Origin of the sequence: Allochromatium tepidum, assembly GCF_018409545.1 — a bacterium.
GTDB classification, from domain to species: Bacteria; Pseudomonadota; Gammaproteobacteria; order Chromatiales; family Chromatiaceae; genus Thermochromatium; species Thermochromatium tepidum_A.
Genome location: NZ_AP024563.1, coordinates 2,869,491 through 2,895,790, shown reverse-complemented (window position 1 = coordinate 2,895,790; position 26,300 = coordinate 2,869,491). Strand labels below are relative to the sequence as shown.

Annotated in this window: 20 protein-coding genes; 13 read left to right on the top strand and 7 right to left on the bottom strand. The window is 66.4% G+C overall.

Annotated features, from left to right (window positions below):
• Window position 1 precedes the first annotated feature (1 nt).
• Genes Atep_RS13940 through Atep_RS13930 form a run of 3 tightly spaced genes read right to left on the bottom strand, consistent with a single transcriptional unit; the run spans window position 2 to window position 4,343 of the window.
• On the bottom strand, window positions 2-1,075 hold the full coding sequence (locus Atep_RS13940) for a FecCD family ABC transporter permease (RefSeq protein WP_213379064.1): 1,074 nt from the start codon (window positions 1,073-1,075) through the stop codon (window positions 2-4).
• Complete coding sequence (locus tag Atep_RS13935) at window positions 1,057-2,112, bottom strand: iron ABC transporter substrate-binding protein (RefSeq protein ID WP_213379063.1); 1,056 nt, start codon at window positions 2,110-2,112, stop codon at window positions 1,057-1,059. The genes Atep_RS13940 and Atep_RS13935 overlap by 19 nt, the downstream gene beginning before the upstream one ends.
• Window positions 2,109-4,343, bottom strand: a complete 2,235-nt coding sequence (locus Atep_RS13930; protein ID WP_213379062.1) for a TonB-dependent receptor — start codon at window positions 4,341-4,343, stop codon at window positions 2,109-2,111. The genes Atep_RS13935 and Atep_RS13930 overlap by 4 nt, the downstream gene beginning before the upstream one ends.
• A 147-nt stretch (window positions 4,344-4,490) precedes the next feature.
• On the opposite strand from Atep_RS13930, the gene Atep_RS13925 reads away from it, so the two are divergent.
• The 5 genes from Atep_RS13925 to Atep_RS16945 all read left to right on the top strand — a co-directional run bounded on the left by Atep_RS13925 (window position 4,491) and on the right by Atep_RS16945 (window position 7,508).
• Window positions 4,491-5,324, top strand: coding sequence for a MotA/TolQ/ExbB proton channel family protein (locus Atep_RS13925; protein ID WP_419467057.1), 834 nt, complete (start codon window positions 4,491-4,493; stop codon window positions 5,322-5,324).
• Complete coding sequence (locus Atep_RS13920) at window positions 5,314-5,709, top strand: ExbD/TolR family protein (RefSeq protein ID WP_236786243.1); 396 nt, start codon at window positions 5,314-5,316, stop codon at window positions 5,707-5,709. The genes Atep_RS13925 and Atep_RS13920 overlap by 11 nt, the downstream gene beginning before the upstream one ends.
• Window positions 5,706-6,107 carry an ExbD/TolR family protein gene (locus tag Atep_RS13915; protein WP_213379060.1) on the top strand — a complete coding sequence of 134 codons (402 nt, stop codon included), beginning with the start codon at window positions 5,706-5,708 and terminating at the stop codon, window positions 6,105-6,107. The genes Atep_RS13920 and Atep_RS13915 overlap by 4 nt, the downstream gene beginning before the upstream one ends.
• Window positions 6,107-7,000 (top strand): TonB family protein, encoded by an 894-nt coding sequence (locus tag Atep_RS13910; protein ID WP_213379059.1) that lies wholly within the window; start codon window positions 6,107-6,109, stop codon window positions 6,998-7,000. Before Atep_RS13915 ends, Atep_RS13910 begins: the two co-directional genes overlap by 1 nt.
• 382 nt (window positions 7,001-7,382) lie before the next feature.
• Window positions 7,383-7,508, top strand: a complete 126-nt coding sequence (locus Atep_RS16945; RefSeq protein WP_272876293.1) for a hypothetical protein — start codon at window positions 7,383-7,385, stop codon at window positions 7,506-7,508.
• Between the two features lie 26 nt (window positions 7,509-7,534).
• On the opposite strand, the gene rfbD is transcribed toward Atep_RS16945, so the two are convergent.
• From rfbD to rfbB, 4 genes are read right to left on the bottom strand one after another with little or no spacing between them, the layout of a single operon-like run.
• Complete coding sequence (gene rfbD / locus Atep_RS13900) at window positions 7,535-8,452, bottom strand: dTDP-4-dehydrorhamnose reductase (protein WP_213379058.1); 918 nt, start codon at window positions 8,450-8,452, stop codon at window positions 7,535-7,537.
• Window positions 8,449-9,018: a dTDP-4-dehydrorhamnose 3,5-epimerase gene (gene rfbC / locus Atep_RS13895; protein WP_213379057.1), complete on the bottom strand. Its 570-nt coding sequence runs from the start codon at window positions 9,016-9,018 to the stop codon at window positions 8,449-8,451. Before rfbC ends, rfbD begins: the two co-directional genes overlap by 4 nt.
• The gene (gene rfbA, locus Atep_RS13890; RefSeq protein WP_213379056.1) at window positions 9,018-9,899 is read right to left on the bottom strand and encodes a glucose-1-phosphate thymidylyltransferase RfbA; all 882 of its coding nucleotides are present in this window, start codon (window positions 9,897-9,899) and stop codon (window positions 9,018-9,020) included. The genes rfbC and rfbA overlap by 1 nt, the downstream gene beginning before the upstream one ends.
• Window position 9,900: 1 nt before the next feature.
• Window positions 9,901-10,968 carry a dTDP-glucose 4,6-dehydratase gene (gene rfbB / locus Atep_RS13885; protein WP_213379055.1) on the bottom strand — a complete coding sequence of 356 codons (1,068 nt, stop codon included), beginning with the start codon at window positions 10,966-10,968 and terminating at the stop codon, window positions 9,901-9,903.
• Window positions 10,969-11,264: 296 nt separating this feature from the next.
• Here rfbB and Atep_RS13880 point away from each other — a divergent pair, with 296 nt between their 5' ends.
• The 8 genes from Atep_RS13880 to Atep_RS13845 all read left to right on the top strand — a co-directional run bounded on the left by Atep_RS13880 (window position 11,265) and on the right by Atep_RS13845 (window position 26,271).
• Window positions 11,265-12,047, top strand: a complete 783-nt coding sequence (locus Atep_RS13880; RefSeq protein ID WP_213379054.1) for a SapC family protein — start codon at window positions 11,265-11,267, stop codon at window positions 12,045-12,047.
• Window positions 12,048-12,253: 206 nt separating this feature from the next.
• Window positions 12,254-13,990: a type I secretion system permease/ATPase gene (locus Atep_RS13875; RefSeq protein ID WP_213379053.1), complete on the top strand. Its 1,737-nt coding sequence runs from the start codon at window positions 12,254-12,256 to the stop codon at window positions 13,988-13,990.
• Window positions 13,991-13,996: 6 nt separating this feature from the next.
• Window positions 13,997-15,337 carry an HlyD family type I secretion periplasmic adaptor subunit gene (locus Atep_RS13870; RefSeq protein ID WP_213379052.1) on the top strand — a complete coding sequence of 447 codons (1,341 nt, stop codon included), beginning with the start codon at window positions 13,997-13,999 and terminating at the stop codon, window positions 15,335-15,337.
• Entirely contained in the window at window positions 15,334-16,425 is a 1,092-nt protein-coding gene (locus tag Atep_RS13865; protein ID WP_213379051.1) for a glycosyltransferase, read from the top strand. Before Atep_RS13870 ends, Atep_RS13865 begins: the two co-directional genes overlap by 4 nt.
• A 115-nt stretch (window positions 16,426-16,540) precedes the next feature.
• Window positions 16,541-17,287: an ABC transporter permease gene (locus Atep_RS13860; RefSeq protein ID WP_213379050.1), complete on the top strand. Its 747-nt coding sequence runs from the start codon at window positions 16,541-16,543 to the stop codon at window positions 17,285-17,287.
• A gap of 25 nt (window positions 17,288-17,312) precedes the next feature.
• The gene (locus tag Atep_RS13855) at window positions 17,313-21,860 is read left to right on the top strand and encodes a glycosyltransferase (protein ID WP_213379049.1); all 4,548 of its coding nucleotides are present in this window, start codon (window positions 17,313-17,315) and stop codon (window positions 21,858-21,860) included.
• Between the two features lie 9 nt (window positions 21,861-21,869).
• Window positions 21,870-23,717, top strand: coding sequence for an asparagine synthase (glutamine-hydrolyzing) (gene asnB, locus Atep_RS13850; protein ID WP_213379048.1), 1,848 nt, complete (start codon window positions 21,870-21,872; stop codon window positions 23,715-23,717).
• 274 nt (window positions 23,718-23,991) lie between these two features.
• Window positions 23,992-26,271 carry a S8 family serine peptidase gene (locus tag Atep_RS13845; protein WP_213379047.1) on the top strand — a complete coding sequence of 760 codons (2,280 nt, stop codon included), beginning with the start codon at window positions 23,992-23,994 and terminating at the stop codon, window positions 26,269-26,271.
• Window positions 26,272-26,300: the final 29 nt, after the last annotated feature.

Genomic DNA, 26,300 nt, shown 5'->3' with positions numbered 1-26,300 from the left:
CTCAGTGACTCCTCCGCAGCAGCAGCGCGAGCAGCAGGGGCGCGCCGAGCATGGCCGTGACCGCTCCGACCGGCAGCACCACCGGGGCGATGATCAGGCGGCCCAGGGTATCGGCGCCGAGCAGTACGATCGCCCCCGCCAGCGCGGCGTAGGGCAGCAGATAGCGGTGATCGGCGCCGATCAGCAGGCGCACCAGATGCGGTGCGATAAGTCCGACGAAGCCGATCACGCCGAGAAAGGCTGTGGCCACCGCCGCGAGCACCGCCCCCGCCGCCAGTGCCCACAGGCGCAGCGGACCGACCGCCACTCCGAGCGCGCGGGCACTGTCCTCGCCCCAGGCCAGGGCGTTGAGTGACCAGGCCGCGCGCCTCAGCAGCAGGAACAGCGGCACGAGCACCGCCGCCAGCCAGGCGACCTCGCGCCAACCCGCCTTGCCGAGATCGCCGAAGGTCCAGAACAGGGTCGCCGCCGCCTGGGTCTCGGTGGCGAAATACTGTACCAGCATGGTTCCGGCGCTGGAGAAGGCGCCGAGCGCGATGCCGGCCAGCACCAGCGCCTCGGGGCGCAACCCGCGCAGCAGGGCCAGCAGCAGGATGGCTCCGGCGGTTCCGAGTCCTCCGATCAGGGCGGCGCCGACCACCAGAGAGGGTTCCTGGATGACCACTGCGCTCGGTCCCAGCCGGTTCAGCTCGCCCGCACCCAGCAGCACGATGGCGCAGGTGGCGCCCAGGGCCGCGCCTTGGGAGACTCCGAGCGTCATCGGCGAGGCGAGCGGATTGCGCAGCACGCTCTGCATGATCGCACCCGCCAGACCCAGGCTCATGCCGGCGAGCAGGGCGGCGAGCAGACGCGGCAGACGGATCGACCAGATGACGTGCGCCGCCGGATCGGCGGCTCCGGGGCCGCCGACCAGCGCGGCCAGGACGGCTTCGGGTGTGAGTGCATAACTGCCCTGACCCAGGGCATAGATCACCAGTCCGGCCAGCAGGATCAGGAGCGCCGCACCTGTCAGCAGACGCCGCCCGGTCCGGCGCTGGAAGACCGCGCGCGGCGCGCTCAGGACAGCGGCGTCCACTGTCCGGTCTCCAGATCCAGCCGACCCAGACCCAGGCCGTTGCGGGCCAGAGCCGGCATGACGTCTGTGCCGAGGAAGGTCCGCATGATGGCGCCGGCCCGTGCCTGCACATCGAGATCCGCCAGGGCGGCGGGGTGCAGCACCCTGGCCATCATCCAGGCATTGGCCAGGGCGTTCTCGACATTGGTGTTATAGGCGTTGAAGGGCAGGGTCAGATAGACCCGGCCTTCGCGTACCGCTTGCAGACGTTGGTAGAAGCCGGGATTTCCGGCGTACTCGGTCAAGACATTGGCCAGCCCGCCGCCATCGATGAAGAGCGTCGGCGGATCCCAGAGCAGGAGCTGTTCGCGGTCGATGAAGAAATGCCCGGCGGGTCCGGCCCGGTCCGCCAAGTTGTCGGCGCCCGCCCAGACGAGCGGCAGATGTCCCGACTGGGTGCTGGTGAGGCCATGGGCGCCCTGGAGGCTGATGCCGCCCAGATAGGCCGCCGCCGGCGCGGCATCGGCCAGCCGCTCGCGCAGTTCGGTCAGGTTGGCGGTCAGGAATCCGGCCAGTTGCTCGGCGCGTGCCTCCCGGCCCAGAGCGGCGGCCAGCGTGCGCAGCGAGGTCAGCAGGTCATCGATCCGCAGCAGGCCGGTGTCGCCATAGCTCAGCGGCAGCACCCGGAGTCCGGCGCGCTCGCGCAGTGCCTGGATCTGCTGGCCGTCGAGGGTGACGGTCACGACCAGATCCGGACGCAGCGCCAACAGCTGTTCCAGGTCCGGCAGACGGCCCGGACCGCCGGGTCCGATCGAGGGCAGGTCGGCCAATCCGGGCGGCAGGGCATAGCGATAGCTGCTGGTCGAGAGCGGACGTCGTTCCATGTCCTCCAGCCCGACCAGACGCTCGGCCGCCCCCAGATAGGCCAACAGCCGCAGCGCGCCTGGGCCGACGGCCAGCACCCGCTCGGCGGAAGCCGCGCTGCTCGAACGCCACACGGGCGCGGCGAGTCCGGCGACCAACAGACCTAGGACATGTCGGCGCGTGCAAGCCGTCACAGCTCGATCCCCAGCGTCAGCATGGCCGTGAAGGGCGCCCCCGGATAGTAACTGGCACTTCCGCCCTGGCTGTCGTCCGAGGCGTTGATCACCGCGACATAATCTTCGTCGAACAGGTTGGTCAGTTCCAGCGACGCCTTGAGTTTCTTACCCGGCCACAGCCGCTCGGTGCTGTAGCTCAGGGTGAGATCCGCGAGCAGCACGGCGTCGATCGACTCGGCGTGCCGGGAATCGCCATGACGCTCGCCCAGGTAGCGCAGCACCGGGCGTAGCTCGAAGTCCCCGATCCGGTAGATGAGTCCCGCGCGTGCCATCCACTCCGGCGTGTCGACCACCTGCTTGCCCTTGGTGTCGAGGGTCGTGCCCTGATAGGTCAGATCCGCGTCGTAGGTCAGGCGGGTATAGGTCGGGTTGAGATAGAGCGTGAGAGCATCCGAGACATAGGCACTGATCGCCAGCTCCAGTCCGTAGCCCGTGGCCTCACCGATGTTCTGCTGGTAGCTCACCGGCTTGCCGTTGACCAGTACGCGGGAGTCGGACACGCTGGTCAGGAGGTTCCGGTATTGGCCGAAGAAGAGCGTCGGCATGATCTCGAAACGCGCGCCGCGAACGCGCAGGCCGAGATCCAGGGTATCGGACTCCTCCATGTCATAGCCGGCGAACAGCTCGTTCAGCGTGACCCCGGCGGCCTGGAAGCGTGCGCGGTTGCTGCTGTAGGTATTGATGATGGGCATGTAGGAATAGGGGCGGATGAATCCCCGGCCATAGCTGGCATAGAGCCGGGTCTCGGGCGTCAGGTCGTAGGAGAGGCCGAGCGACGGCAGCCAGATGTCATGGGAACGCGCCTCGCGGTCCAGGTCGGATGCCCGCACCAGGGCATAGTCGGGCGCTCCGCCGGTCGTGTAGCCGTCGCTGGCGGCATCCTGGAACTGGAAATATTTGAGTCCGGCCTGCCAGTTCAGTGCGCCGAGTCGGCCGGCGAGCTTGGCATAGGGGCTGTGGATGTGCGTCGCCCCGGTGGTCGCCAGCACGCCGTAGCCGCGATAACTGAGTCCGGTGCGGGTGATGGCGTAATTCTCCGAGGTGATCTCCATATCCGCGTGCTCATAGTGATACCCGAGCAGGGCGGAGATCCCCTGGAATTCGGTGCCGGCCTCGGCGATCAGACCCCAGCGCTCGATGTCGCGGTTGCGCTCCTGAACCCGTCCGCCGCTCGCCGTGGTGCCCTGGAGGATCTTGGCGTCCTCGTTGGCGTAGTAGGGCTTGAGGGTGAAGCGGGTGTCCGAACTGGGCCGGTAGGTCAGGACCGAGAGCAGATCCGTATTGAGGTAGGAGCCGCGATTGTAGTCGTAGTAATAGATGTCGTCGGCCGCGTTCCCGGTGCGCCGGGCGTTGAAGTCGAGATCCAGATTCGCCCCGGGCCCGGCGACCTGCGCATAGGTCAGCGCCCGGTAGAGGTGCTGCTCCTGGTCGTTGTGATTGAGCCAGAGCTTGAGTTCGAGATCCTCGCGCAACGGCTGAACGAGCGCCAGATTGGCATTGATCCGCGGACCCAGCTCGCCCGGACCCCGCCACTTGTCCGCCTCCGAGTAGGAGGCCGCGCCGGCGATCCGGGTGCCGCTGTCATTCAGCCGACCGGACTCCAGCCGCGCATAGGTCCGCGTGAATTCATTGCCGCCGACCCGCTGGCTGAGTTCCGCACCGGCCTCCTCGCCCGGCCATTTGGGATGCAGGACGATGGCCCCGCCGCGCGTGCCGACGCCGGTCCCGATATCCGCCGGGGTCGCGCCCTTGTAGACGGAGATCGACTCCATGTTCTCCAGGTCGTAGAGATAATCCCGCGGACCGATGGGGTTACCGCCGTAGTTCGGCACCCCTTCCACGGTGAGGGTGCCCAGCGAACTGCGCACCCCGCGCAGACGCACGCTCGATTGCTCCACCTCCAGTCCGCGGCTGTCCGGCTGCTCGGCGCTCACACCCGGCAGCAGATCGATCGCCCCCCAGACCTGCATCGCCGCCTTGGCGCCCTGGAGTTCGATCCCGCGGGTCGTCAGGGCGGTCCCGGTATACACGGTTTCTTCAGCCTGTTTGGTCGGCGTCAGGATCCGCTCGGCGTCGACCTCGATGGTCTCGAGTGTGATCACGTCCTGTGCGCGCACCCCAGACCAGGCCAGACCCTGACTGAAGAGGACGAGCGCGATCTGAGCAAGTGATGAGCGTCGCAAGTACATGCAATAGGTTCCTCAACGATGGGGAATGCCGGCCTGATACAGCCACGGCTGGATGCCGGGACGCGCAGTATGATAATTTTTATCCACGTAACACGCTACCACCGACGCCGTGAACCCGATCATCGCCCTAGCGAGGACGCCAACCCAATGACCGACCCCATGCAGACGGCGGCTCCAGTCCTTGCGCTCGGGAGTACACCGCCGGATGGAACAGCGCCCGTTGCGCACTCCGGCGACAGTCTGGCCGTGATCCCTGGACTCGATTGGAGCCACCTGGTCACACAGGTACCGCAACGGCTGGCGGTCGTCATGGACATGGGCGGTCCGGTGCTACTGGTGCTGGGGCTGCTGTCCGTGCTGGCCTTGGCCATCGTGCTGCTCAAGCTCTGGCAGTTTCTGCGTCTCGGCGCGCTCGGTCCCGTCCAGGACGCGCTGTCACTGTGGCGGCGGCATGAGGATGAGGCCGCGCTCGCGCTCCTGCACCGGCAGCGCTCGCCGGTGGCGCGGGTCGTCGCGGTCGCCATAGCGGGGCTGGAACGGCCGGACGTCGACCAGACACTGCTGCGCGAGGAGCTGGTACGCCTCGCGAGCGTCGAGCTGGAGCGGCTGCGCGGCTATCTGCGGGCGCTGGAGATCATCGGCACCCTGAGTCCGCTGCTGGGACTGCTCGGCACTGTGCTGGGGATGATCGAGGCCTTTCGCCGGCTCGAATCGGCCGGGACTCAGGTCGATCCCGCCATCCTCTCGGGCGGGATCTGGCAGGCCCTGCTCACGACCGCCGTTGGCCTGAGCGTCGCCATCCCGGCGGTGCTGGCCCACACCTGGCTGGAGCGGCGTGTCGAGCGCTGTGGACATCGGATGGAAGACGCCGTCACCCAGGTCTTCACGCGCGATCTCGTGGCCACACGCCCGGATGTCGGGCCGGGACGCCAATCCAGATTCGCAGCGACCGATGCGGGGCAGGTCGGCGATGCAGCTTGAGCGGCGCGCACCGCGCCGACGTACCCCGATCGGCCTGACGCCCCTGATCGACGTCGTCTTCATCCTGCTGCTCTTCTTCCTGCTCGCCTCGCATTTCGAGTCGTGGCGCGTGCTCCCTGTCGACGCAAACCAGACGGCGCCGGCGGAAACCGAGGACGCGCAGAGGCCCAGCCTGTCGGTTCGGCTCCAGGCCAATGGCTGTGTCGACCTGGGCGATGCGGTGCTGGGGCCGGATGCGTTCGTGGAACGGCTGCGCGACGATTTCCGGCAGCGACCGGAGTTGCGCGTCCTGATCCGGCCGGACGCCGAGGTCGATCTCCAGACCCTGGTCTCGCTGATGGACCGGATCCTGGCCGTCGGTGTGACCGAGGTGAGTCTGGAATGAAATTGAGACGCCCGAACCGCCGTCCGCCCGATGACGGCCGGCTGATCCCTCTGATCAACGTCATCTTCCTGATGCTGATCTTCTTCATGCTCATGGGGCGGCTGACACCGCCCGAGCCGCTGGACGTGACGCCGCCCGCCGCGAACGCGGGTCGCAAGCCGGACGAGGCGCGACTCCTCCTGCTCATCGATGCCGAGGGGCGGATGGCCTTGGACGATCGCCGCATCGGCGCCGATGCGCTGGCGGAGACGATCGCCGCCCTCGCCGATCCGGCATCGCGGTCGGTGACCATCAAGGCCGATGCCCGGCTCGATGCCGGGTCACTGCGGGAGGTGCTGACACTGTTGCGCGAGACCGGAATCGCGCGTGTCGATCTGATGACGGTCGGTCGGCGCTGATGGAGATCCGCGCCCATCATTGGCTGATCGCATTGACGGTGGCCGGCGCGGTCCATGGAGTCGTGCTGCTGGTGTGGCCGACGCCATCTTCCCCAACGCCCCAGGCGGAACCTGTCTACAGCCTCCGGTTGGCGGTATCCGAACCGCCCGGAGGCACCGGCGCGGACGAGCCCGGCGGGGGTGGTGATCCGGAGCCGATCGCCACTGAGCAGCCGACCCCGACGCTAACCACGTCCGCACCCATGCCCAAGGACGCGATCCGGACGCCCCCGAGCGCGCCGACGACGACGCCCAAGACGCCGACACCGGAGGAGCCGAGGGGCGCGAAATCGGTGGAGGTCGCGAAGGCGCGCAAGCGCGAAGAACCCAAGCGACCGGTCGAGACGCGCCAGGTGCGTCCCAAGAACGTCTCGGTGAAGCCGCCGGCACCGTCCAAGCCGGCGGCGGGTGCCGAATCACATTCCACAGGTTCCGGGGCGATCGCCTCGACCGCGGGGAAGGGGACGTCCGATAGCGCCGCCAAGGGCGATCGTACCCAGGCGGGTCGAGGGGGATCGGGACGCGGCGCCAATGACGGCGGTGCCGGCCAGGGTGTCGATCCGGCGAATGTTCGCCGTTATCACGCCACGCTGGCCGCCTGGCTCGCACGGCACAAGCGTTACCCGGAGCCGGCGCGTCGACGTCAGGAACAAGGAGTCGTGCGCGTGACCTTCAGCATCGACCGCCAGGGACGCCTGCTGTCCCATCGGATCGAATCGAGTTCCGGCTATCCAGTGCTCGACCAAGAGGTGAAGGCCATGCTGCAACGGGCCTCGCCCATGCCGCCCATCCCCGCCAGCCTGGGCCTGGGTACCCTGACCATCACGGTGCCGATCAGTTTTAGCCTGCGCTGACCCAGGTCGTGCGGTTCAGGCCATGGCCGCGCGCAGGGTCTTCGCGGCGGCGACCATAATCGTCGAAGGCGTCGAGCAGTTCCATGTCCGAGCGCGAGGTCTCGATGGTGATGACGTCTGGTTAGGAGCCGGCGATGCCAGGCCGGCGGAAACACCTGGCAGAAATCGTCCACATCACAGTAAACGGCTTCACAATCGATCATGGCGGCTCTCCGGGGCATCGGGATGATCTCCTGAAACCTTAGCCGGTTTCGCCCCCCAGAGCCGCCGCCCTTATCCAGAACTCACGTTATCAATGGCTGTTGAAGGTGGTGTCACCCTATCCGGCCGCCTGGCCGGACGTGGATGTGGATGTCCGGCAGGAATTCCGGTTCGGCGGTCGGTGCGACTCGGCGCACAGGGGATCGCCAAGCAGATCTTCGTCGGCATCCGCGAGCGCGAGGCCGACATAGAGTATCTGCGCGCCTTTGTCGAACTCGCGCGCGAGTACCGCGAGCCAAGTGAATGAAATCGATTATGGCGGTGGATTGTCGCTCAAGATCGCAGTTCTTCGAGACACTGCGCCAGCGACAGGCGCCAGTCCGGCATCGCCAGTCCGAAGGTCTCCTGGAAGCGCCCGTTGTCGAGCACCGAGAAGGTCGGACGCTTGGCCGGGGCCTGATATTCGGATGACGGGATGGGGATGAGGTTGGTCCGGGCGCCGCTCGCCTCCAGGATGGCGCCGGCGAAGCCGTACCAACTGACCTGGCCGCTGCCGGTCAGGTGGTAGAGTCCGCCGATCCGGTCCAAATCCAGGTCGCCGCGCAGAACGCGATGGAGCACCAGGGCCGTGATCTCGGCCAGCATCCGGCTCCAGGTCGGCGAGCCGATCTGGTCGTCGACCACCCGCAGTTCCTCGCGCTCGCGGAAGAGTTTGCGCATGGTGAGCAGGAAGTTCGCTCCGCGCGCGCCATAGACCCAACTGGTGCGGAAGATCAGGGCACGCGCGCCCGAGTCGAGCAGGGCGCGCTCGCCGCCGAGCTTGGTCTCGCCATAGACGTTGAGCGGGTCGGGGCTGTCGTCCTCGGTATAGGGACGGCCCAGACCGCCGGAGAAGACGAAGTCGGTCGAGTAATGGATGATCGGCGTGCCGCGCTCGGCCAGGAGCGCGCCCATCTCGCCGACCGCGTCGGCATTGATGCGCTGGGCGGTCGCGCGATCGCTCTCGGCCTTGTCGACGGCGGTGTAAGCCGCCGCGTTGATCAGTGCGTCGGGCCGGCTGTCCTCGATCAGGCGGGCGAGGGCGGCGGGATCCATCAGATCGATGGTCGGGCCGTATTCGCCCTCCAGCGAGGCGGCGATCACGTCGCCGACGCCGGCGAGCGTGCGGCGCAGTTCCCAGCCGACCTGGCCGTTGGCGCCGATCAGGAGCAGTTTGGGCCGGTGGCCGGCCTGGGTCTTGGTGGTGGTCATGGATAATCCTCCAGGCCGGGGAGACGATCGAGCGGGATGTCACGCAAGCGGGCCGCGTCGCGATCCTTGGCCGACAACTCGGGCGTCATCCCGGCCAGCGGCCAGTCGATGCCGAGGTCGGGATCGTCCCAGCGCAGGCTGAACTCGGTCTCCGGGCTGTAATAGTCGGTGTTCTTGTAGACGAAGAGCGCATTCTCGCCGGTGACGAGAAAGCCGTGGGCGAAACCGGGCGGAATCCAGAACTGGCGCCTGTTCTCGCCCGAGAGCGTCACGCCCACCCAGTGTCCGAAGTGGGGCGAGCCGCGCCGGATATCCACGGCCACGTCGAACACCTCGCCGGCCAGCACCTGGACCAGCTTGCCTTGGGCGCGCGGATGCTGGACATGCAGCCCGCGCAGGACGCCCCGACGCGAGAAGGACTGGTTGTCCTGCACCAGCGGCGCCGGGATGCCGAGCTCGGTGTACTGGTTGGCGCGATAGGTCTCCAGGAAATAGCCGCGCTCGTCGCCCCAGACTTTCGGTTCCAGGATGAGTACGCCGGGGATGGTCGTTTCGATCACCTTCATCAGACGCGACCCCGCTGCAATAGACTCAGCAGATACTGGCCATAGCCGTTCTTGCTCAGCTCCTCGCCCATGGCACGTAGCCGCTCGGCGTCGATCCAGCCGTTGAAATAGGCGATCTCCTCGGGGCAGCAGATCTTGAGGCCCTGACGCTTTTCGATGGTCTCGATGAACTGGCCGGCCTCCATCAATGAAGCGTGGGTGCCGGTGTCGAGCCAGGCAGTACCGCGCCCGATGCGGGTCAGCGACAGCGCGCCCTCGCGCAGATAGCGGTTGTTCAGATCCGTGATCTCCAGCTCGCCGCGCGGCGAGGGTGTGAGCTCGGCGGCCAGATCCGGGGCGCGTCCGTCGTAGAAATAGAGTCCGGTCACGGCCCAGTTGGACTTGGGATGCTTGGGTTTTTCCTCGATGCCGAGCACCCGGCCCGAGTCGTCGAACTCGGCCACGCCATAACGCGCGGGATCGGACACGTAATAACCGAACACGGTGGCGCCGGTCTGTCGTGCATTGGCCTCCTTGAGCTGGTCGACCAGACCATGACCGTAGAAGATGTTGTCTCCCAGGATCAGGCAGGAGGGCGCGCCGGCCAGGAACGCGCGACCGATCAGAAACGCCTGTGCCAGTCCATTCGGCTCGGGCTGGACGGCATAGCTCAGCGACAGTCCCCACTGCGACCCGTCACCGAGCAGCGCGTGGAACAGCGGCGCGTCATGCGGCGTGGTGATGATCAGGATCTCGCGCATCCCCGCCAGCATCAGGGTGGAGAGCGGATAGTAGATCATCGGTTTGTCGTAGATCGGCAGCAGCTGCTTGCTGATCGAGCGTGTCAGCGGATAGAGCCGGGTGCCGGAGCCGCCGGCCAGAATGATGCCCTTGCGCGTCATCTCAAGCTCCTCCCATGCTCGAACCCAGGCGTTCGCCGCGATAACTGCCGTCCATCACGCGCCGGCACCAGTCGGGATTGTCCAGATACCAGTCGACCGTGCGCCGCATCCCGGACTCGAAGGTCTCGGTCGGCTCCCAGCCCAGCTCACGCTTGAGCTTGGTCGCATCGATGGCATAGCGACGGTCGTGTCCGGGCCGGTCGGCGACGAAGGTCTTGAGCCGGCTGTGCGGACGATGCGGCGAGTCGGGCAGACGTTCGTCGAGCAGGGCACAGAGCGTGTCGACGACCTGGAGATTGGTCCGCTCGCTGTTGCCGCCGACGTTGTAGACCTCGCCCGGCGTGCCGGCCTCCAGCACGCGCGCGATGGCGCGGCAGTGGTCGAGCACGAACAGCCAGTCGCGCACATTGCCGCCGTCGCCGTAGATCGGCAGCGGCTCGCCGGCCTGGGCCTTGAGGATCATCAGCGGGATCAGCTTCTCGGGGAACTGATAGGGGCCGTAGTTGTTGGAACAGTTGGTGGTGAGCACCGGCAGCCCATAGGTGTGGAACCAGGCGCGCACCAGATGGTCGGAGGCGGCCTTGGAAGCCGAATAGGGCGAATTGGGCGCATAGGGCGTGGTCTCGGTGAAGAGTCCGGTCGGCCCGAGCGAGCCATAGACCTCGTCGGTCGAGACGTGCAGGAAGCGGAAGGCCGCGCGCGCCGCCGGACCGATTCCGGACCAGTAATCGCGTGCCCGGTCGAGCAGAGTGAAGGTGCCGACGACGTTGGTCCGGATGAACTCGGCCGGTCCGTCGATCGAGCGGTCGACATGGCTCTCGGCGGCGAAGTTGACCACCGCATCGACTTCGTACTCGCGCAGCAGACGCCCGACCAGATCGGCGTCCGTGATGTCGCCCTGGACGAAGACGTGGCGCGGATCGCCGGCGAGGCTCGCGAGTGTGTCGAGGTTGCCGGCATAGGTCAGGCGGTCCAGGTTGACCACCCGGACGTCGGCCTGTTCGAGGATGTGATGGACGAAGTTGCCGCCGATGAAGCCGGCGCCGCCCGTGACCAAGAGGGTTTGCATGTTAGAGTCCTGTCTGTAATCGTCGAGGCCGGATCGATCGGACGGGCGCCGAAACCACAGTGTCGGAGCGGCCGTCTCGACTCGAACCTCCAGGGTGTTGCTATCATCGGCTTCACGCCTTCCGATGCGCAATCGGTTATATATACTCGGATCGCTCAGTGCCTGGTCGATCCGAGAATCCGGAGTGCCCTGGAGCGCAAGCATCGCTCCAGGGTATTGCGCCCGCGTCATGATGGTAAAGCACCACTCGGTACCCGAGTCGAGTTTTTGAAACGAAATCAGCGCCAATCGACATCATGCCAAACATCGTCCCCATCTCCCGCGAACGTCATGCCGACAAGGGCTGGAAACGCTTCGACTCCTACGCCTTCGCCGCGCACACCGCACTGGCGCCGCTCGTCGCGGCCGAACTGCCCAAGGCGGCCATGTCGCTGCCGATCGCCTTCGTCAGGCAGGACGAGCGCTACGTCCCGGTGGCCGTCCTCGGCATCGAACCGACCGCCAACCTCTTCGTCGCCCCCGATGGCCGCTGGATCGGCGCCTATATCCCATCGGCCCTGCGCGGCCATCCCTTCGCGCTGGCGCGCACCGAGAGCGGCGACCGGGTACTCTGTCTGGACGAGGACAGCGGTCTGCTGACCGAGGCGGGGCAGGGCGAACCCTTCTTCGATGCCGCCGGAGAGCCGTCCGAGAGCCTGAAACAGGTGCTGGATTTTCTACAGCAGGTCGAGCGTAACCGTGAACAGACCACCCTGGTCTGCGACATGCTGGCGCGATTGGAACTGATCCGCCCCTGGCCGATCCAGCTCAAGGCCGGTGAGAACGAGCGCCGGATCCAGGGTCTGTTCCAGATCGACGAGTCTGCGCTCAACCATGCGTCCGACGAGCACTTCCTCGAACTGCGCCGTGTCGGGGGCCTGCCCCTGGCCTACTGCCAGTTGCTCGCGATGCAACATATCGGTCTGCTCGGACGGTTGGCCGATCTCCGGGCGAACGCCGCTCAGACCACTACCAGGACGCCGGCCTCCTTTTTGCTGGAGGATCAGGACGTCCTGAAATTCGACTGGGGCAGTCCTTGAGCGGCGACGGAGCGTCATCCAACCCACTGGCGCATCGTTCTTGGGCTGAGCTATAATCGGGCATCTTTCCAGGTACCAAAGACGCACGTTTCGCGTGATCGCGACGAGGGTCGGTTCCGTCCGTCCGGGTTCCAAGACCGGACGCGCCGGACCCTTCGGGTCACATCCCTGGTACCGACCACCGAATCTCACCTGCAGGCCCATCCGTGAAACCCAACCATCGTCCAGACGACGAATTGCGTGCGGCCCTCAAGGCCAGTCGCAATTCCTTCCTCTTCGCCGGCTTCTTCAGTCTCTTCATCAACCTGCTGATGCTGACCCCGGCAATCTACATGCTCCAGGTCTATGACCGCGTCCTGGCCAGCAGCAGCGAGTCGACCCTCATCATGCTGACCATCCTGGTGGTCGGGCTGTTCGCCGTCATGGGCCTGCTGGAACTGCTGCGCTCGCGTATCCTGGTGCGTGTCAGCGCCCGGCTCGATATGCAGCTCAATCCGCGTCTGTTCGGCGCCATGTTCGACGCCAAGCTGCGCGACGGACGCGGCGTCGGCGCCCAGCCGATCGAGGATCTCACCAACCTGCGCCAGTTCCTGACCGGAAACGGACTCTTCGCCTTCTTCGACGTGCCCTGGATGCCGGTCTACATCGCCGTGCTCTTCCTGATGCACCCTTGGTTCGGCTGGTTCGCCATCATCGGCGCCGCCATCCTGTTCTCGCTCGCGCTCGCCAACGAACTCGCCACCCGCCGGCCGCTCGGCCAGGCCAATGGCCTGGCCATCGGTGCGCGCAGCTATCTCGGCGGCAACCTGCGCAATGCCGAGGCCCTGGAAGCCATGGGCATGCTGCCGCGCGTGCACGAGCGCTGGTTCCAGCGCCATCGTGAAGTGCTCAGACTCCAGGCCCTGGCCAGCGACCGCGCCGCCCTGCTCTCCAATGCCAGTAAGGTGCTGCGCATCACGCTCCAGTCGCTGATCCTGGGTCTGGGCGCCTATCTGGTCATCCAGCATCAGTTCACCGCGGGCGTCATGATCGCCGGTTCCATCATCATGGGCCGCGCCCTGGCGCCGATCGATCAGCTCATCGGCGGCTGGAAGGGCTTCCTCGCCTCGCGCTCGGCCTACAAGCGCTTGCATGATCTATTGCACGCCATCCCGGAGCGTCCGCGCTACATGAGCCTGCCCGCGCCCGACGGCCGGGTCACGCTCGAGGGCGTACTGGCCGCCCCGCCCGGATCGAACCTACCGGTGCTGCGCGGCGTGCAGTTCGAGATCGCCCCCGGCGAGGTCATCGGCGTCATCGGCCCGAGCGCCGCCGGCAAGTCGAGTCTGGCGCGCGTGCTGCTCGGCGTTTGGCCGGTGGCCGCCGGCAAGGTGCGTCTGAGCGGGGCCGACATCGGCCACTGGAACCGCGACGAACTCGGCCCCTACATCGGCTATCTGCCGCAGGACATCGAGCTCTTCGACGGCACCGTGAGCGAGAACATCGCCCGCTTCGGCGAGATCGAGCCTGAAAAGGTGGTCGCCGCCGCCCAGCGTGCGCAGGTCCACGAGATGATCCTGCGTCTGCCCAAGGGCTACGACACCCCGATCGGCGACGCCGGCGCCGTGCTCTCGGGCGGCCAGCGTCAGCGTATCGGTCTGGCGCGCGCCATGTACGGCAACCCGGTGCTGGTGGTGCTCGACGAGCCGAACTCCAACCTTGATGACCAGGGCGAATCGGCGCTGGTCAAGGCCATCGCCCAGCTCAAGGCCGAAGGCACGACCGTGGTCATCATCACCCACAGACCCAGCATCCTCGGCTCGGTCGACAAGATCCTGGTGATGCGCGAGGGGCAGGTCGAAATGTACGGTCCGCGCGATCAGGTGCTGGCCCAGTTCGCCCGCCCGACCGCCGTTCCGCGCCCCGCCGCCACGGGCACGCTCCCCGCTCAAGCCGCCGGTTGAACCATCATGGACATCACAGTCACTCCCCGTCATCTCGGCGCGACCGAGGAATCCTCCCCCATCCCTATCAGCGACAAACCCGAGCGCCTCATCGGCCTGCTCGTCCTGCTGATCGCGCTCGGCGGCTTCACCACCTGGGCGCTGCTCGCCCCCCTCGAAGGCGCCGCCGTGGCTCCAGGCGTGGTCGCGGTCGAGTCGGCGCGCAAGACCGTCCGTCATCTCGACGGCGGTATCGTCAGCGAGATCCTGGTGCGTGAGGGCGACCGCGTGGCCGAGGGCGACGTGCTGGTCCGGCTCGACGACACCGAGGCCAGCGCCCAGCTCGAGATCGCCCGCGGCCAGTTCCTGTCGCTGCGCGCCCAGGAGGCGCGTCTGATCGCCGAGCGCGACGATCTCACCGAGATCGCCTTCGCCGAGGAACTCCTCGCCGCCCAGGACGACCCGCGCATCGCCGAGGCCATCACCGGCGAGCAACGGGTCTTCCAGGCCCGCCGCAAATCGCTCATCGGCGAGCAGCAGGTGCTCGAACAGCGCCGCGACCAGCTCCGGGAGCAGATCCGTGGTCTGGAAGCCCTGATCGAGACCAAGACCAAGCGTATCGATCTCTACCAGGAAGAGATCGAAGGCATGGTCAAGCTCTTCGACAAGGGACTCGGCGACAAGCGCACCCTGCGCGAATACGAGCGTCTGTCGGCGGAACTCCAGGGTGAGCGCGCCCAGCACCAGTCCGACATCGCCGCCGCGCGCATCCAGATCGGCGAGACCGAGATCCAGATCGCCCAGCTCAAGCGCAAGTTCACCAGCGAGGTCGTCACCGATCTGCGCGACGTCGAGACCAAGCTCGCCGACCTGCGCGAACGCATGCGCGCGCTCGGCAACCAGCTCGCGCGCACCGTCGTGCGCTCGCCGGCGGCCGGCGCCGTGGTCGGCTCCAGTGTGCACACCGTCGGCGGCGTCATCCGGCCCGGCGATCACATCCTCGACGTCGTCCCCGAGGGCGAGTCGCTCATCATCGAGGCCCGCGTCCAGCCGGTCGACATCGACCGCATCGCCCCCGGCATGGAGGCCGACCTGCGCATGAGCGCTTTCAATGCCCGCACCACACCTGTCATTCCAGGGCGCGTTCTGACCGTCTCGGCCGACCGGCTCGTCGATCAGGCCACCAACCAGCCTTATTACCTCGCCCGCATCGAGGTCACACCCGAGGGCATAGCCAAGCTCGAGGGGCGCGTGCTCCAGGCCGGGATGCCGGTCGAGGCCATGATCAAGACCGGCGAGCGCACCTTCTTCGACTATCTCATCCGTCCGCTCACCGATCGTGTGGCGCAGGCGTTCCGGGAGGAATGAGTCGTGCGTCCGGCCTGACTCCAGTGACCGTCGAGGAACGTTTCGTCTGGAGCGCGCCCTGTCCCGATGAGTCCGCCGTCGGAGTCGTCCTCATCAACTATCGGACCCCGTTGGCGACTCGGCGCTGTCTCGAGTCGCTGGCCGCCCTCGATCCGGCCCCATCCCGGATCCTCGTGCTGGACAATGCGCCCGAGGATGGGGGGGCGATCATCGCCCCCGAGATCCTCGAGCGTTTCCAGCGTACTTCACTGCGTCTCTTCGTCTCCAGTGTCAACCTGGGGTTTGCCGCGGGCTGTAATTTCGCCATCGACGTGCTGCTCGAGGACGAGCGCTGTCGCGCCATCCTGCTCCTGAACAATGATGCCGTCGCCCTGCCGCCGCTGATGCGCGAGCTGCTGGACGCGCTCGCCGCCTCACCCGAAGCCGGAATGGTCGGCGGACGTCTGCACGACCTGATGGATCCGCAAGCCGTCGACACTCTCGGCATCGCACTCCACGCTAGCCTGATGCCCGCAAACCGCCTCGATCTTCGAGAACCGTTCCTGGGGCCGACCGGAGGCTGCTGTCTGCTCGACCGCGGCTTCATCCGTGACATGCAGTCATCGTTCGGCTATGTGATGGACCCGCGATTCTTCTGCTACTGCGAGGATACGGATCTGGCTGTGCGCGCTCTGCTCAAGGGCTATCGACCCGTCCATATCGATGTGACTGTGGCTCTGCACCAGGGGCAGGGTAGTACCGGTAAGGGGTATAATCCCTTCATCGCCTATCACGGACTGCGAAACGTCATCTGGATGCATGCCAAGTGGTTTTCCTCGCGCCTGCTGCTGCGTCAGGCCCTGTGGCTGCTGCTCGCGCATACCCTGGCGGTTGCCCGCCATCTGCTGGCCGGGCATCCCGAAATCGTCTATCGCGTCTATCGGGATGCCTGGCGCGGGCTTCCGGCCTGCATCGCCGAGCGTCGCGCGCATCGGGCGCTCGTGCGGCAGGGCGCACACCGGCTCTCCGACCGGATGAGCAGGCATTTCTATCAACCCGGCTATTTCAAGCTCGCGCTCCGTCAACTCGCGGCGCTGTATCGGCGCTGATCCCGAATCCAATCAAGGCCATTCACGAATGACCTCAAGTCCAGTAGTTCGTCTTCTCGGCTCCCTGTCCGCCTGTTTTGCTCCGCTCCTGACCCATCGTCGGCTGATCATCGAGATGACTCAGCGCGAAGTGCTCGGGCGTTATCGCGGCTCCTTCATGGGGATCGCCTGGTCGCTGCTGCATCCCTTGCTGATGCTGATGGTCTATACCTTCGTCTTCTCCTATGTCTTCGAGTCGCGCTGGGGGCTGCCGAACGAGTCACGCGCCGATTTTGCGATCATCCTCTTCGTCGGCATGATCGTTCACGGTTTTTTCGCCGAGTGCCTCAATCGCGCGCCGAGCGTCATCCTTCACAACCCCAATTACGTCAAGAAGGTGATCTTTCCGCTCGAAATCCTGCCCTGGATCCTCGTCCTGGCCGCCGTCTTCCACGCACTGGTCAGTGTGATCGCCCTGCTGCTGGTGCAATGGCTGCTCAAGGGAACCCTGCCGGCGACCGCGCTCTTGCTGCCGATCCTCGTCCTGCCGTTCGTGCTCCTGACCGCCGGGCTGTCGCTGATGCTGGCCTCCCTCGGCACCTTCGTCCGCGACGTCGGTCAGGCGATCGGTGTCCTGACCACGATCCTGCTGTTCCTCTCGCCCGTCTTCTATCCGGTTTCGCGTCTCCCGGAGGTCTTTCAGTTCTGGATGGCGCTCAATCCACTCTCGTTCATGATCGAGGAAGGCCGTAAACTGCTCGTTCTCGGCCTGCTGCCCGATGTCACGGGTTGGCTGCTCTATGGCGGTATCGCACTCGTCATCCTTTGGCTGGGACATTGGTGGTTTCAGTTCACGCGCGATGGTTTTGCGGACGTCTTATGATCGACTCAGGATTTCAGGACTTCGAATGACACAGATGACGCTTGCAGCGGAACCAAACAAATCCTGTCTGCTCGTGATCGGCATGCACCGCACGGGCACCAGCGCCATCGCCGAGCTGCTGGGGCGGACCGGCTTTCACCTCGGTCGGGATCTGATCGGGGCGAACGCATGGAATCCGCATGGTCACTTCGAGTCGCGCGCCGTCATCGGTCTGAATGACAGCCTGCTCGCCGCCGGCGCCGCGCACTGGCATACGCTGTTTCACGCGCTGCCCGCGACCGAGACGCTGATCGAGCGCGCGCGCCCCGAGTTCCGGGATCTGTTGCGGCAGGTCTTCGATGAGGCGCCCTCGATCGCGATCAAGGATCCGCGTCTGTGCCGGCTGCTGCCGGTCTGGCGGACCCTGCTCCGGGAGGCCGGTTATCGCGTCGGTTATCTGGTGATGGTGCGCGACCCGCTCGCCTGTGCCGATTCGCTGGCGCGTCGCGATGGTTTCGAGCCGCTCAAAGGGCTGTGGCTCTGGGGGCTGCATCTGTTCGAGGCGCTCGGAGCCGTGGATCCGGCCGAATCCATCCTGGTGCACTACGAGGATCTCATCGCCGCTCCCGAGCGGGAGGCCGCGCGCCTGACCGCCTGGCTCCAATCCCAGGGTTGGATCGACGACACCCAGGCCGATCCGCCGTCGGCCGACGTGATCGATTCGAGCCTGTCGCACTCGGGCGATCTCGACACCCGGATACCCGAGGCCCGTGATGACATGCCCGCGTTCGTGGCCGAACTCCATCGTGTCTTGCGCGCACCGGACGGACTCGCCCGGCTATCCGAACGTCTGCCGGAGATCGCGCGTCGGCTCGATTCGGATCGGCTGCGCGATCTGCCGCGTCTGCTCGCACTGGTCGAACGGGAGGCCGAGCATTTGCGCGAAGGACTGGTGCTGCGCGAACGGGAGATCGACGCGGCTCGACTCGACATCGACGAACTCCAGAGTCAATTGGACGTCTCTAGGGACTCGCATCAGTGCCTGGAGCAGCAGATCGAATCCGCGCGCCGGAACGCCGCTTCACTGGAGTCCAGGATCGAAACACTGGAATCTCAGATCGAGACCTATCGGCAGGAACTGGTCGAACGCGCCCCATCCGCCCGCTTGCGCTTCTTCCTCGAAACCCCGCGCCTGGGGTTGGGGTTGGCGGGTTCCATCCGCCTGTCCGGCTGGTGCCTGCATCCGCACCATGAAATCGAGTCGCTCCAGATCGAGATCGATGGCTGTGCGATCCCTTGTGACTATGGTCACGCGCGCCCGGACGTCCACGACGCCCATGCTCAGATCGCGCATGGCGCGAACACCGGGTTCTGCGCCCAGATCAAGCTGGTCCCAGGCCGTTATCGGCTGCACGTCTCGGCCGTGCTGGCCGATGGCCGCACCGAGTCGGTCGAGCCGATGCCGACCCTGAATATCCTGCCCGATCCGGGCCTCAAGTCCGTGCTCATTCCGGGCCTGCGTCGGGCAGCGAGTTTTCCCGGTTTCGTCTTGAACGCCTCGCGCACCTGGTATCGCAATCATCGGCGTCTGCCGCGTCCGGCGGAACTGCCGCAACTGATCCGGCTCGCGCTCAATGTGCATGCCCAGCAGCGTTCGATCACCCTGGATCTCGCGCCGCCCGCCGGTTTCAGTCTGCCGTCCCCGGTCGATCCCTACCAGGCCTGGATCGAGGTCAACGGACTCACCGCGGCCGACCGGGTCGTCTACCAGCGCCGCATGGCGGAGCGGGCCGAGGCGCACTGGCCGCGGCTCTCGGTGGTCATGCCGGTCTACGACCCGCCGCGCGACCTGTTCGAGGCCGCGATCGACTCGGTCCGCACCCAGATCTATCCGCACTGGGAACTGTGCATCGCCGACGACGCCAGCCCCCAACCCTGGGTACGCGAGCGCCTGCTCGAACTGGCGGCGGAAGATCCGCGCATCCGTATCGTGCTGAGACCCGTCAATGGTCACATCAGCCGCTGCACCAACAGCGCGGCCGAACTGGCGAGCGGCTCGCATCTGTGTCTGCTCGATCAGGACGACCTGCTCGCGCCCGAGGCGCTGATGGAGGTCGCGCTCGCGCTGATCGACCGGCCGGACACGGATCTGCTCTATTCCGACGACGACAAGATCGACGTCGATGGCCGGCGCTACGATCCGCAGTTCAAACCGGACTGGAGTCCCGAACTGCTGCTCTACTACATGTACTTCAGCCATCTCTTCGTCATCCGGCGCGAACTCTTCGCCGCGCTCGGCGGACTGCGGGTCGGCTTCGAGGGGGCGCAGGACTATGATCTCGCGCTGCGCGCCAGTGAGCAGGCCCGTTCGGTGCATCACATCCCGCGTATCCTCTATCACTGGCGCGCCCTGACCGGCTCCACGGCCACCAGCGGCAACGCCAAGCCGGCCAGTTTCGACGCCGGTGAGCGTGCGCTCAACGAGGCCTTCAGCCGGCGCGGGGTGACGGCCGAGGCCTATCGGCCGCTCTGGGCCAAACGCGGCGGCCTGGGGATCTACTGGCATCGCTTTCCGGACGACGGCCCCAGCGTCTCCATCCTCATCCCCAGCCGCAACAACGGGCGCATCCTCAAGCGCTGTGTCGATTCACTCGCGCGCACCAGCTACCGGAATCATCGGGTTCTGATCATCGACAACGCGAGCGACGATCCCGACACCCGGCGCTATCTCGCCGGACTCGATCATCCCGTGCTCTCGATCCCGAACGGTCCCAGGGGCTTCAGCTTCGCGGCCATCAACAATCAGGCCGCGCGCCAGGTCACGAGCGACTATCTGCTGTTCCTCAACGACGACACCGAGGTGATCGCGCCCGACTGGCTCAGTCAGATGATGGGCCATGCGCGTCTGGAGGGCGTCGGGGCGGTCGGGGCGCGTCTGCTCTTCCCCAACGAGACCATCCAGCACGCCGGCATCGTGCACGGCTACTATGACGGTCTGGCCGGCCCGGCCTTCAAGGGCCATCCGCGCCGGCATCACGGCTATCTCTCCTATGCCATGGTCGGGCGCAACTATTCGGCCGTGACCGCCGCCTGTCTGCTGACGCCGCGCGCGCTCTTCGAGCGGCTCGGCGGTTTCGACGAGCAACAGTTCGCCGTGGCCTACAACGACGTGGATTACGGTTATCGGCTGATCGCCGCCGGCTATCGCTGTGTCTATGCCCCCGGCGCCGAGCTCTACCATCACGAGGGCTATTCGCGCGGACCGGGTCTGGACGATCCCGCCGAGGTGCTGAACTTCCGCGCCCGCTATCGCGACTATCGCGATCCCTATTACAACCCGAATCTGTCGCTCGACGACGAGGGGTTCCGGATCGCCTCGCGCCGTCTGCCTCGGGGATCGGCGCCCCGACCGATCCGCGTGCTCATGTGTGCCTTCACGCTCAACCACGAGGGCGCGCCCTACAGCCAATACGAACTCACGCTGGCGCTCAAGGAGGCCGGTGTCCTGGAACCGATCGTCTATTCGCCCTACGAGGGACCGCTGCGCGCGCTCTACGAACAGGCCGGCATCCGGGTCATCGTCGGCCCTCATCCGCTGCTGGGCGTCTTCGATCTCCAGGCCTACGAAGCGGCCATCGACCGCTTCGCCGCGCTGGCCGAGTCGCTCGGGGTCGATCTGATCTATGCCAACACCCTCCAGACCTTCTATGCCATCGCCGCCGCCCGGCGTCTGGGCAAGCCCAGCCTCTGGAACGTGCGCGAGAGCGAGCCCTGGCAGACCTATTTCGACTTCCTCGCGCCGCCGCTGGCCGTCGAGGCGCTCGGCTGCTTCAGCGAACCCTATCGGATCATCTTCGTCGCCGAGACCACGCGACGCCAGTTCGAGCCGCTCAACAGCCGCAACAACTTCTCGGTGATCCACAACGGACTCAACCCGGCGCGTTTCCAGGGTGTGCTTCAGGAGGGGGCGCGGCAGGAGGCCCGTCGCCGGCTCGAGGTCGCCGATCAGGACTTCGTCGTCCTGCTGCTCGGCACGGTCTGTGAGCGCAAGGGTCAGCTCGATCTGGTCCAGGCCTGTGCCCATCTGCCGCCGGAAGTCGCGGCAAGGCTGCGCGTGTTCATCGTCGGCGACCGTCCGGGCGACTACAGTCTCAGGCTGCATCGCGCCCGTGAGGCGCTGGCGCCCGCGTTGCGCGAGCGTATCCACATCATCGCCGAGGTCGGTCAGCCCGCGCTCTATTACGCGGCGGCCGACTGCTTCGTCTGCACCTCGCGCATCGAGAGCTATCCGCGCGTCATCCTCGAGGCCATGGCCTTCGAGCTGCCGATCGTCTCGGCGCCGACCTATGGTGTCGTCGAGCAGGTACGCGAGGGCATCAATGCCGACTTCTATCCGGCCGGCCGTCCGCGCGTCCTGGCCGAGCGCCTGCGGGCGTTGATGGACGATCCCGAGCGTCTGGCGCGCTACAGGCGCAATGCGCCCCTGGTCCTGCGTTCACTGACCCAGTTCGACGAGATGGCCGCGGCCTATGCCCGCCTGTTCGAAGAGGCCGCCGAGTCGTTCGAACAACCGACACCGAGTTTCAGCGCGTGAGTCTTTGACATGTGCGGCATCTACGGTCTGATCGGCTATCCGGATACCCGCTCCGGGCATCTGCTCGACGTCATCGGCGACTACATGCGTCCACGCGGTCCGCATGGCGAGGGCCGGTATCTCGAGCCGGGCGTCGCCCTAGGCATGCGCCGGCTCTCCATCATCGACCTCGAGCACGGCTGGCAGCCGCTCAAGGCCCGTGACGGACAGGTGGTCTGTTTCCAGAACGGCGAGATCTACAATCATCGCGAACTCAGACGCGAACTCCAGGCACTCGGCGCGCGCTTCGCGACCGCCGGCGACACCGAGGTGCTGGCGCACGGCTACGCGCTCTGGGGACTCGACGGACTGCTCGCGCGTCTCGACGGCATGTACGCCATCGCCATCCTCGACCGTGACCGTCGCGAGCTGATCCTCGCCCGCGACCGCTTCGGCGAAAAACCGCTCTTCTACACGCAGCTTGGCACTGTCTTCGCCTACAGCTCCGATCTGCTCACCCTGGCCGCTCTACACGGACAGGATCCGGCCATCGACCCGCCGGCGCTCGAGCGCTATCTGGCCCTGCATTTCACGCCCGGCCGGCGAACGATCTTCAGCACCATCCGGCGCGTCCTGCCCGGCGAGCTGTTGCGGGTCCGGCTCGACGAACCGGCGGTCATCGAGCATCGGCGCTATTTCGTCCAGCCGCTCGGTACCGCGCGCGCCATCTCCGACGACGCCCTGGCCGAACTCGTCGAGCAGTCCGTGACCAGCCGTCTGGTCGCCGACGTCCCGGTCGGCGTCTTCCTCTCGGGCGGACTCGACAGCTCGATCGTCGCCGCCGTCGCCGCCCGCGCCAAGCCCGCCATCGACACCTTCTCGATGGGTTTCACCAGCGCCCGGCACGACGAGAGTCCCTTCGCGCGTGCCGTCGCCCAGCATGTCGGCTCCAGACACCATCACTTCGAGTTCAGGGGCGATGACTTCATCGAGCTGCTGCCCCAGGTCGCGCGCGCGCTCGACGAACCCGTCGGCGATCAGGCCATGCTGCCGCTCTACCGGCTCTGCCGCGAGGCCGCCGCTCATGTCAGCGTGGTGTTGGCGGGGGAGGGCGCCGACGAGATCTTCGCCGGCTATGGCTACTACCAAGCCTTCGCGCCTGGACCCGGACTCGCTGGAATCCAGCGTCGTCTCCTGTCGCGCCGCCCCCTGCATCCGGATCTGAAGCGGCTCATCCGCAATCCGCATCCGGCCACGCCGTCCGGGTTTCCGCTGCTGACCGACATGGCGGGGCGTCAGGCGCTCCTGGAGCCCGAATTCCAGGAACAGGCCCTGGACGACTGGGAATCACAGCTCATGGTCTGGCTGGAGACGGCCCAGGATCCGCTCCAGCGCGCGACCGCCGCCGATCTCGCGACCTGGCTCCCGGACGACCTGCTGGTCAAGTTCGACCGCATGTCCATGGCCCATAGCCTGGAAGGTCGCGCCCCCTTCCTCGCCCCGGCACTGGTCGACGCCGCGCTCCATCTGCCCGCCCGCCGGCGCCGGACCGGCGCCGAGAGCAAGGTCGCGCTGCGCCGGGTCGCGCGCCGCTGGCTGCCGCCCGACATCCTGAAGCGCCGCAAGCAGGGATTCGTACTGCCCATGCGTCAGTGGCTGGTGCAATGGTTCGATCGACATGGCGCCACGGCCGCCTATCTCGACGGTCGCGAGCTGCCTGGGCTGTGCGGGACGGCACTCAACCGGCGGCTCGACGACGAGCGCACACGCGGATTTCCGAGTGAGCGGCTGGTCTTCGCGCTGGTCCTGCTCCTGGAATGGCGCCGGAGCGCCGACGCCCGGATCGGCGTGCTCAGGCGTGATTATGATCTAGACTGACTCGTGGAGCCGGACGAATCGGTCGTCCAAATTCCGTGTTCCGCCTGTGCGGCCTCTCCACGATGCGGTTCGCCGTCCGCCGATGGATGTCGGTACAGGCGTCAACGTCAAAGGAGTCTGTCTCGTGAATACCTCCAGTTTCGAATCTCGAACGCGATCATGCCTGCCCCGATGGTTTCCGGTCGTCGTTGCGCTGATGCTCGTCCTCGGCTGGTCCTTGGTCGTGTCGGCGGCCGGAACATCCGGAAGCACCACCAATCAGGAATCGTCGTCCGTGGAGCCATCGGGCATTTGGGAGGGCGGGGCGAGCGATCAGGACACTGACTGGGACGAGCCGTCATGGCCATCCGAACGCCCGATCGGTGAACCCGGTCGGGTCGACACCTTCACGGCGCCCGGTGTGGGTCTGCGTCCGGCGACACTGGAGCGGCTGCGTGCCGGTCGCGACGTCGAGCTGATCGTCGAATACGTCTCGCCGAACCTGCCGGCCAACGCCGACGACAGGACGATTCGCCGCGGCCAGCGTCTCAACAAGGCCGATGTGCTCCATGAGATGCAGGCGCTCGATGTCGAGGAGGTCGAGGACTACAGCCACATGCCCATGAATGTGCTGCGGGTCCGTTCGCTCGAAGCCATCGAGGCGCTGCGTCACGACCCCCGCGTCAAGGCCGTGCACGAGGTCGGCGTCAAGTATCTCCAACTCAACCAGAGTCTGCCGCTGATCGATCAGCCCACCGCCTACGGACTCGGTGCGACCGGCAGCGGCACCACGGTGGCGGTGCTCGATACCGGAGTGGACTACACCGGATCCGCCTTCGGTTCCTGCACCGCGCCGGGCGGTTCCTGCAAGGTGGTCTATGCCAGGGACTTCCCGGCCGACGACGGTAGTCTGGACGACGATGGGCACGGCACCAATGTCGCCGGTATCGTGCTGGGCGTGGCGCCCCAGGCCAGGATCGCGGCACTGGATGTCTTCAGGGCGGATGGCGGTGCCTCGGATACGGACATCATCGCGGCGCTCAACTGGTCCGTCGCCAACCGCGCCACCTACAACATCGTGGCCGTCAATCTCAGTTTGGGCGGTGAACGGAAATACACCGCCCCCTGTGGCGGGTCGAGCTATGACGCGGCCTTTTCCAGTCTGCGCTCGGCCGGCATCTTCATCGCCGTCGCCTCAGGCAATGAGAGTTACACGGATGGCATCGCGAGTCCCGCCTGTGTTCCGGGAGCCGTCTCCGTGGGCGCCGTCTATGATTCCAATGTCGGCGCACGCACCTGGGGCAAGCCGCCCAACACCTGCACCGACCAGGTCACGGCCGCCGACAAGGTCACCTGTTTTTCCAATTCGGCCAGCTTCCTGAGCCTGCTCGCTCCGGGCGCGCTCATCGATGCGGCAGGTTTGCAGAAGGGAGGCACATCCCAGGCGGCTCCCCATGTCGCCGGTGCCGTGGCGGCGCTCAAGAGCCTCTGTTCGCCCGCCACACCCGACAACATCCTCTCCGCGCTCCAGGCCGGCGGCAAGTCCGTGACCGATGCACGCAACGGCATCACCAAGCCGCGCATCGATGTCGCCGCCGCTACCCGGCGACTCACCAGTACCATCGACTGTGGCGGCGGCGGTGGCGGAACCTCGAAGCCCGACCTGATCGTCACCGCCGTCAGTAGCCCGACGAGCGGCACGGCCGGCGGCAGCATCACGGCCTCGTCGACGGTCAGGAACCAGGGCACGGCGGCGGCCGGCGCCTTCCGCCTCGGCTATTACCTCTCCACCGACAGCACCATCACCACCGGTGACGTCGACACCACCTGGGGTTGCGACATCGCCTCGCTGGCTCCTGGGGCGAGCCAAAACTGTTCCGGGACTGTGGTCATCCCTTCGACCCTGACCACGGGCAGCTACTATCTGGGTGCCTACGCCGACAAGAAGGGCGAGGTCTCCGAGAGCAACGAGAGCAACAACGGCCTGGCCGCCTCGAACACCATCTACATCACGGGTACGGGGGGCGGCCAGTACGAGGCCAAGGACTACTACCGCAAGGTGAACGCCTACTTCTATGGCACCTTCGGGTGGGGCGCCATGCCCGATGAGCTGGATGAGTGGGGGGCCGTGCTGCGCGACAACAGCGGCAGCGTCTGGAGGCCCACGGGCGCCGGGCTACAAATTTATCTGAGTGACACCATGGGCTGGGGCACGGCGCCGCTCGACCTCAGCACAGCGAGTCTCAGGGTGGACGAGGTGCTCCGGAACCTCTTCGGTTCGTCCTGGGACATCGATCCGCGTATCGCGAATTACTACGTCGAGGCGCTGGTCAGCGGTTCCGTTCGCCCGCGCGGGTTCGTCAACGCCATCCTGAACGATCTGGCGATCATGCCCAGGGTCGACGGCACCTATGGTCAGCCCAACGGCTGGACGGGCGGCGGTTCCATTCGGATACTCCTGACCCGCGAGCAGTTCGAGCGCTATCGAGAGCGTATCGAGAGTTCCGATTGGTGGTCGTTCTCGAACCGGGAATCACAGACGACCCTGGAGCAGACATTGAGCGTGCCGGACTAGCGACCGGCTGCATCCCTTGAATTGAGGAG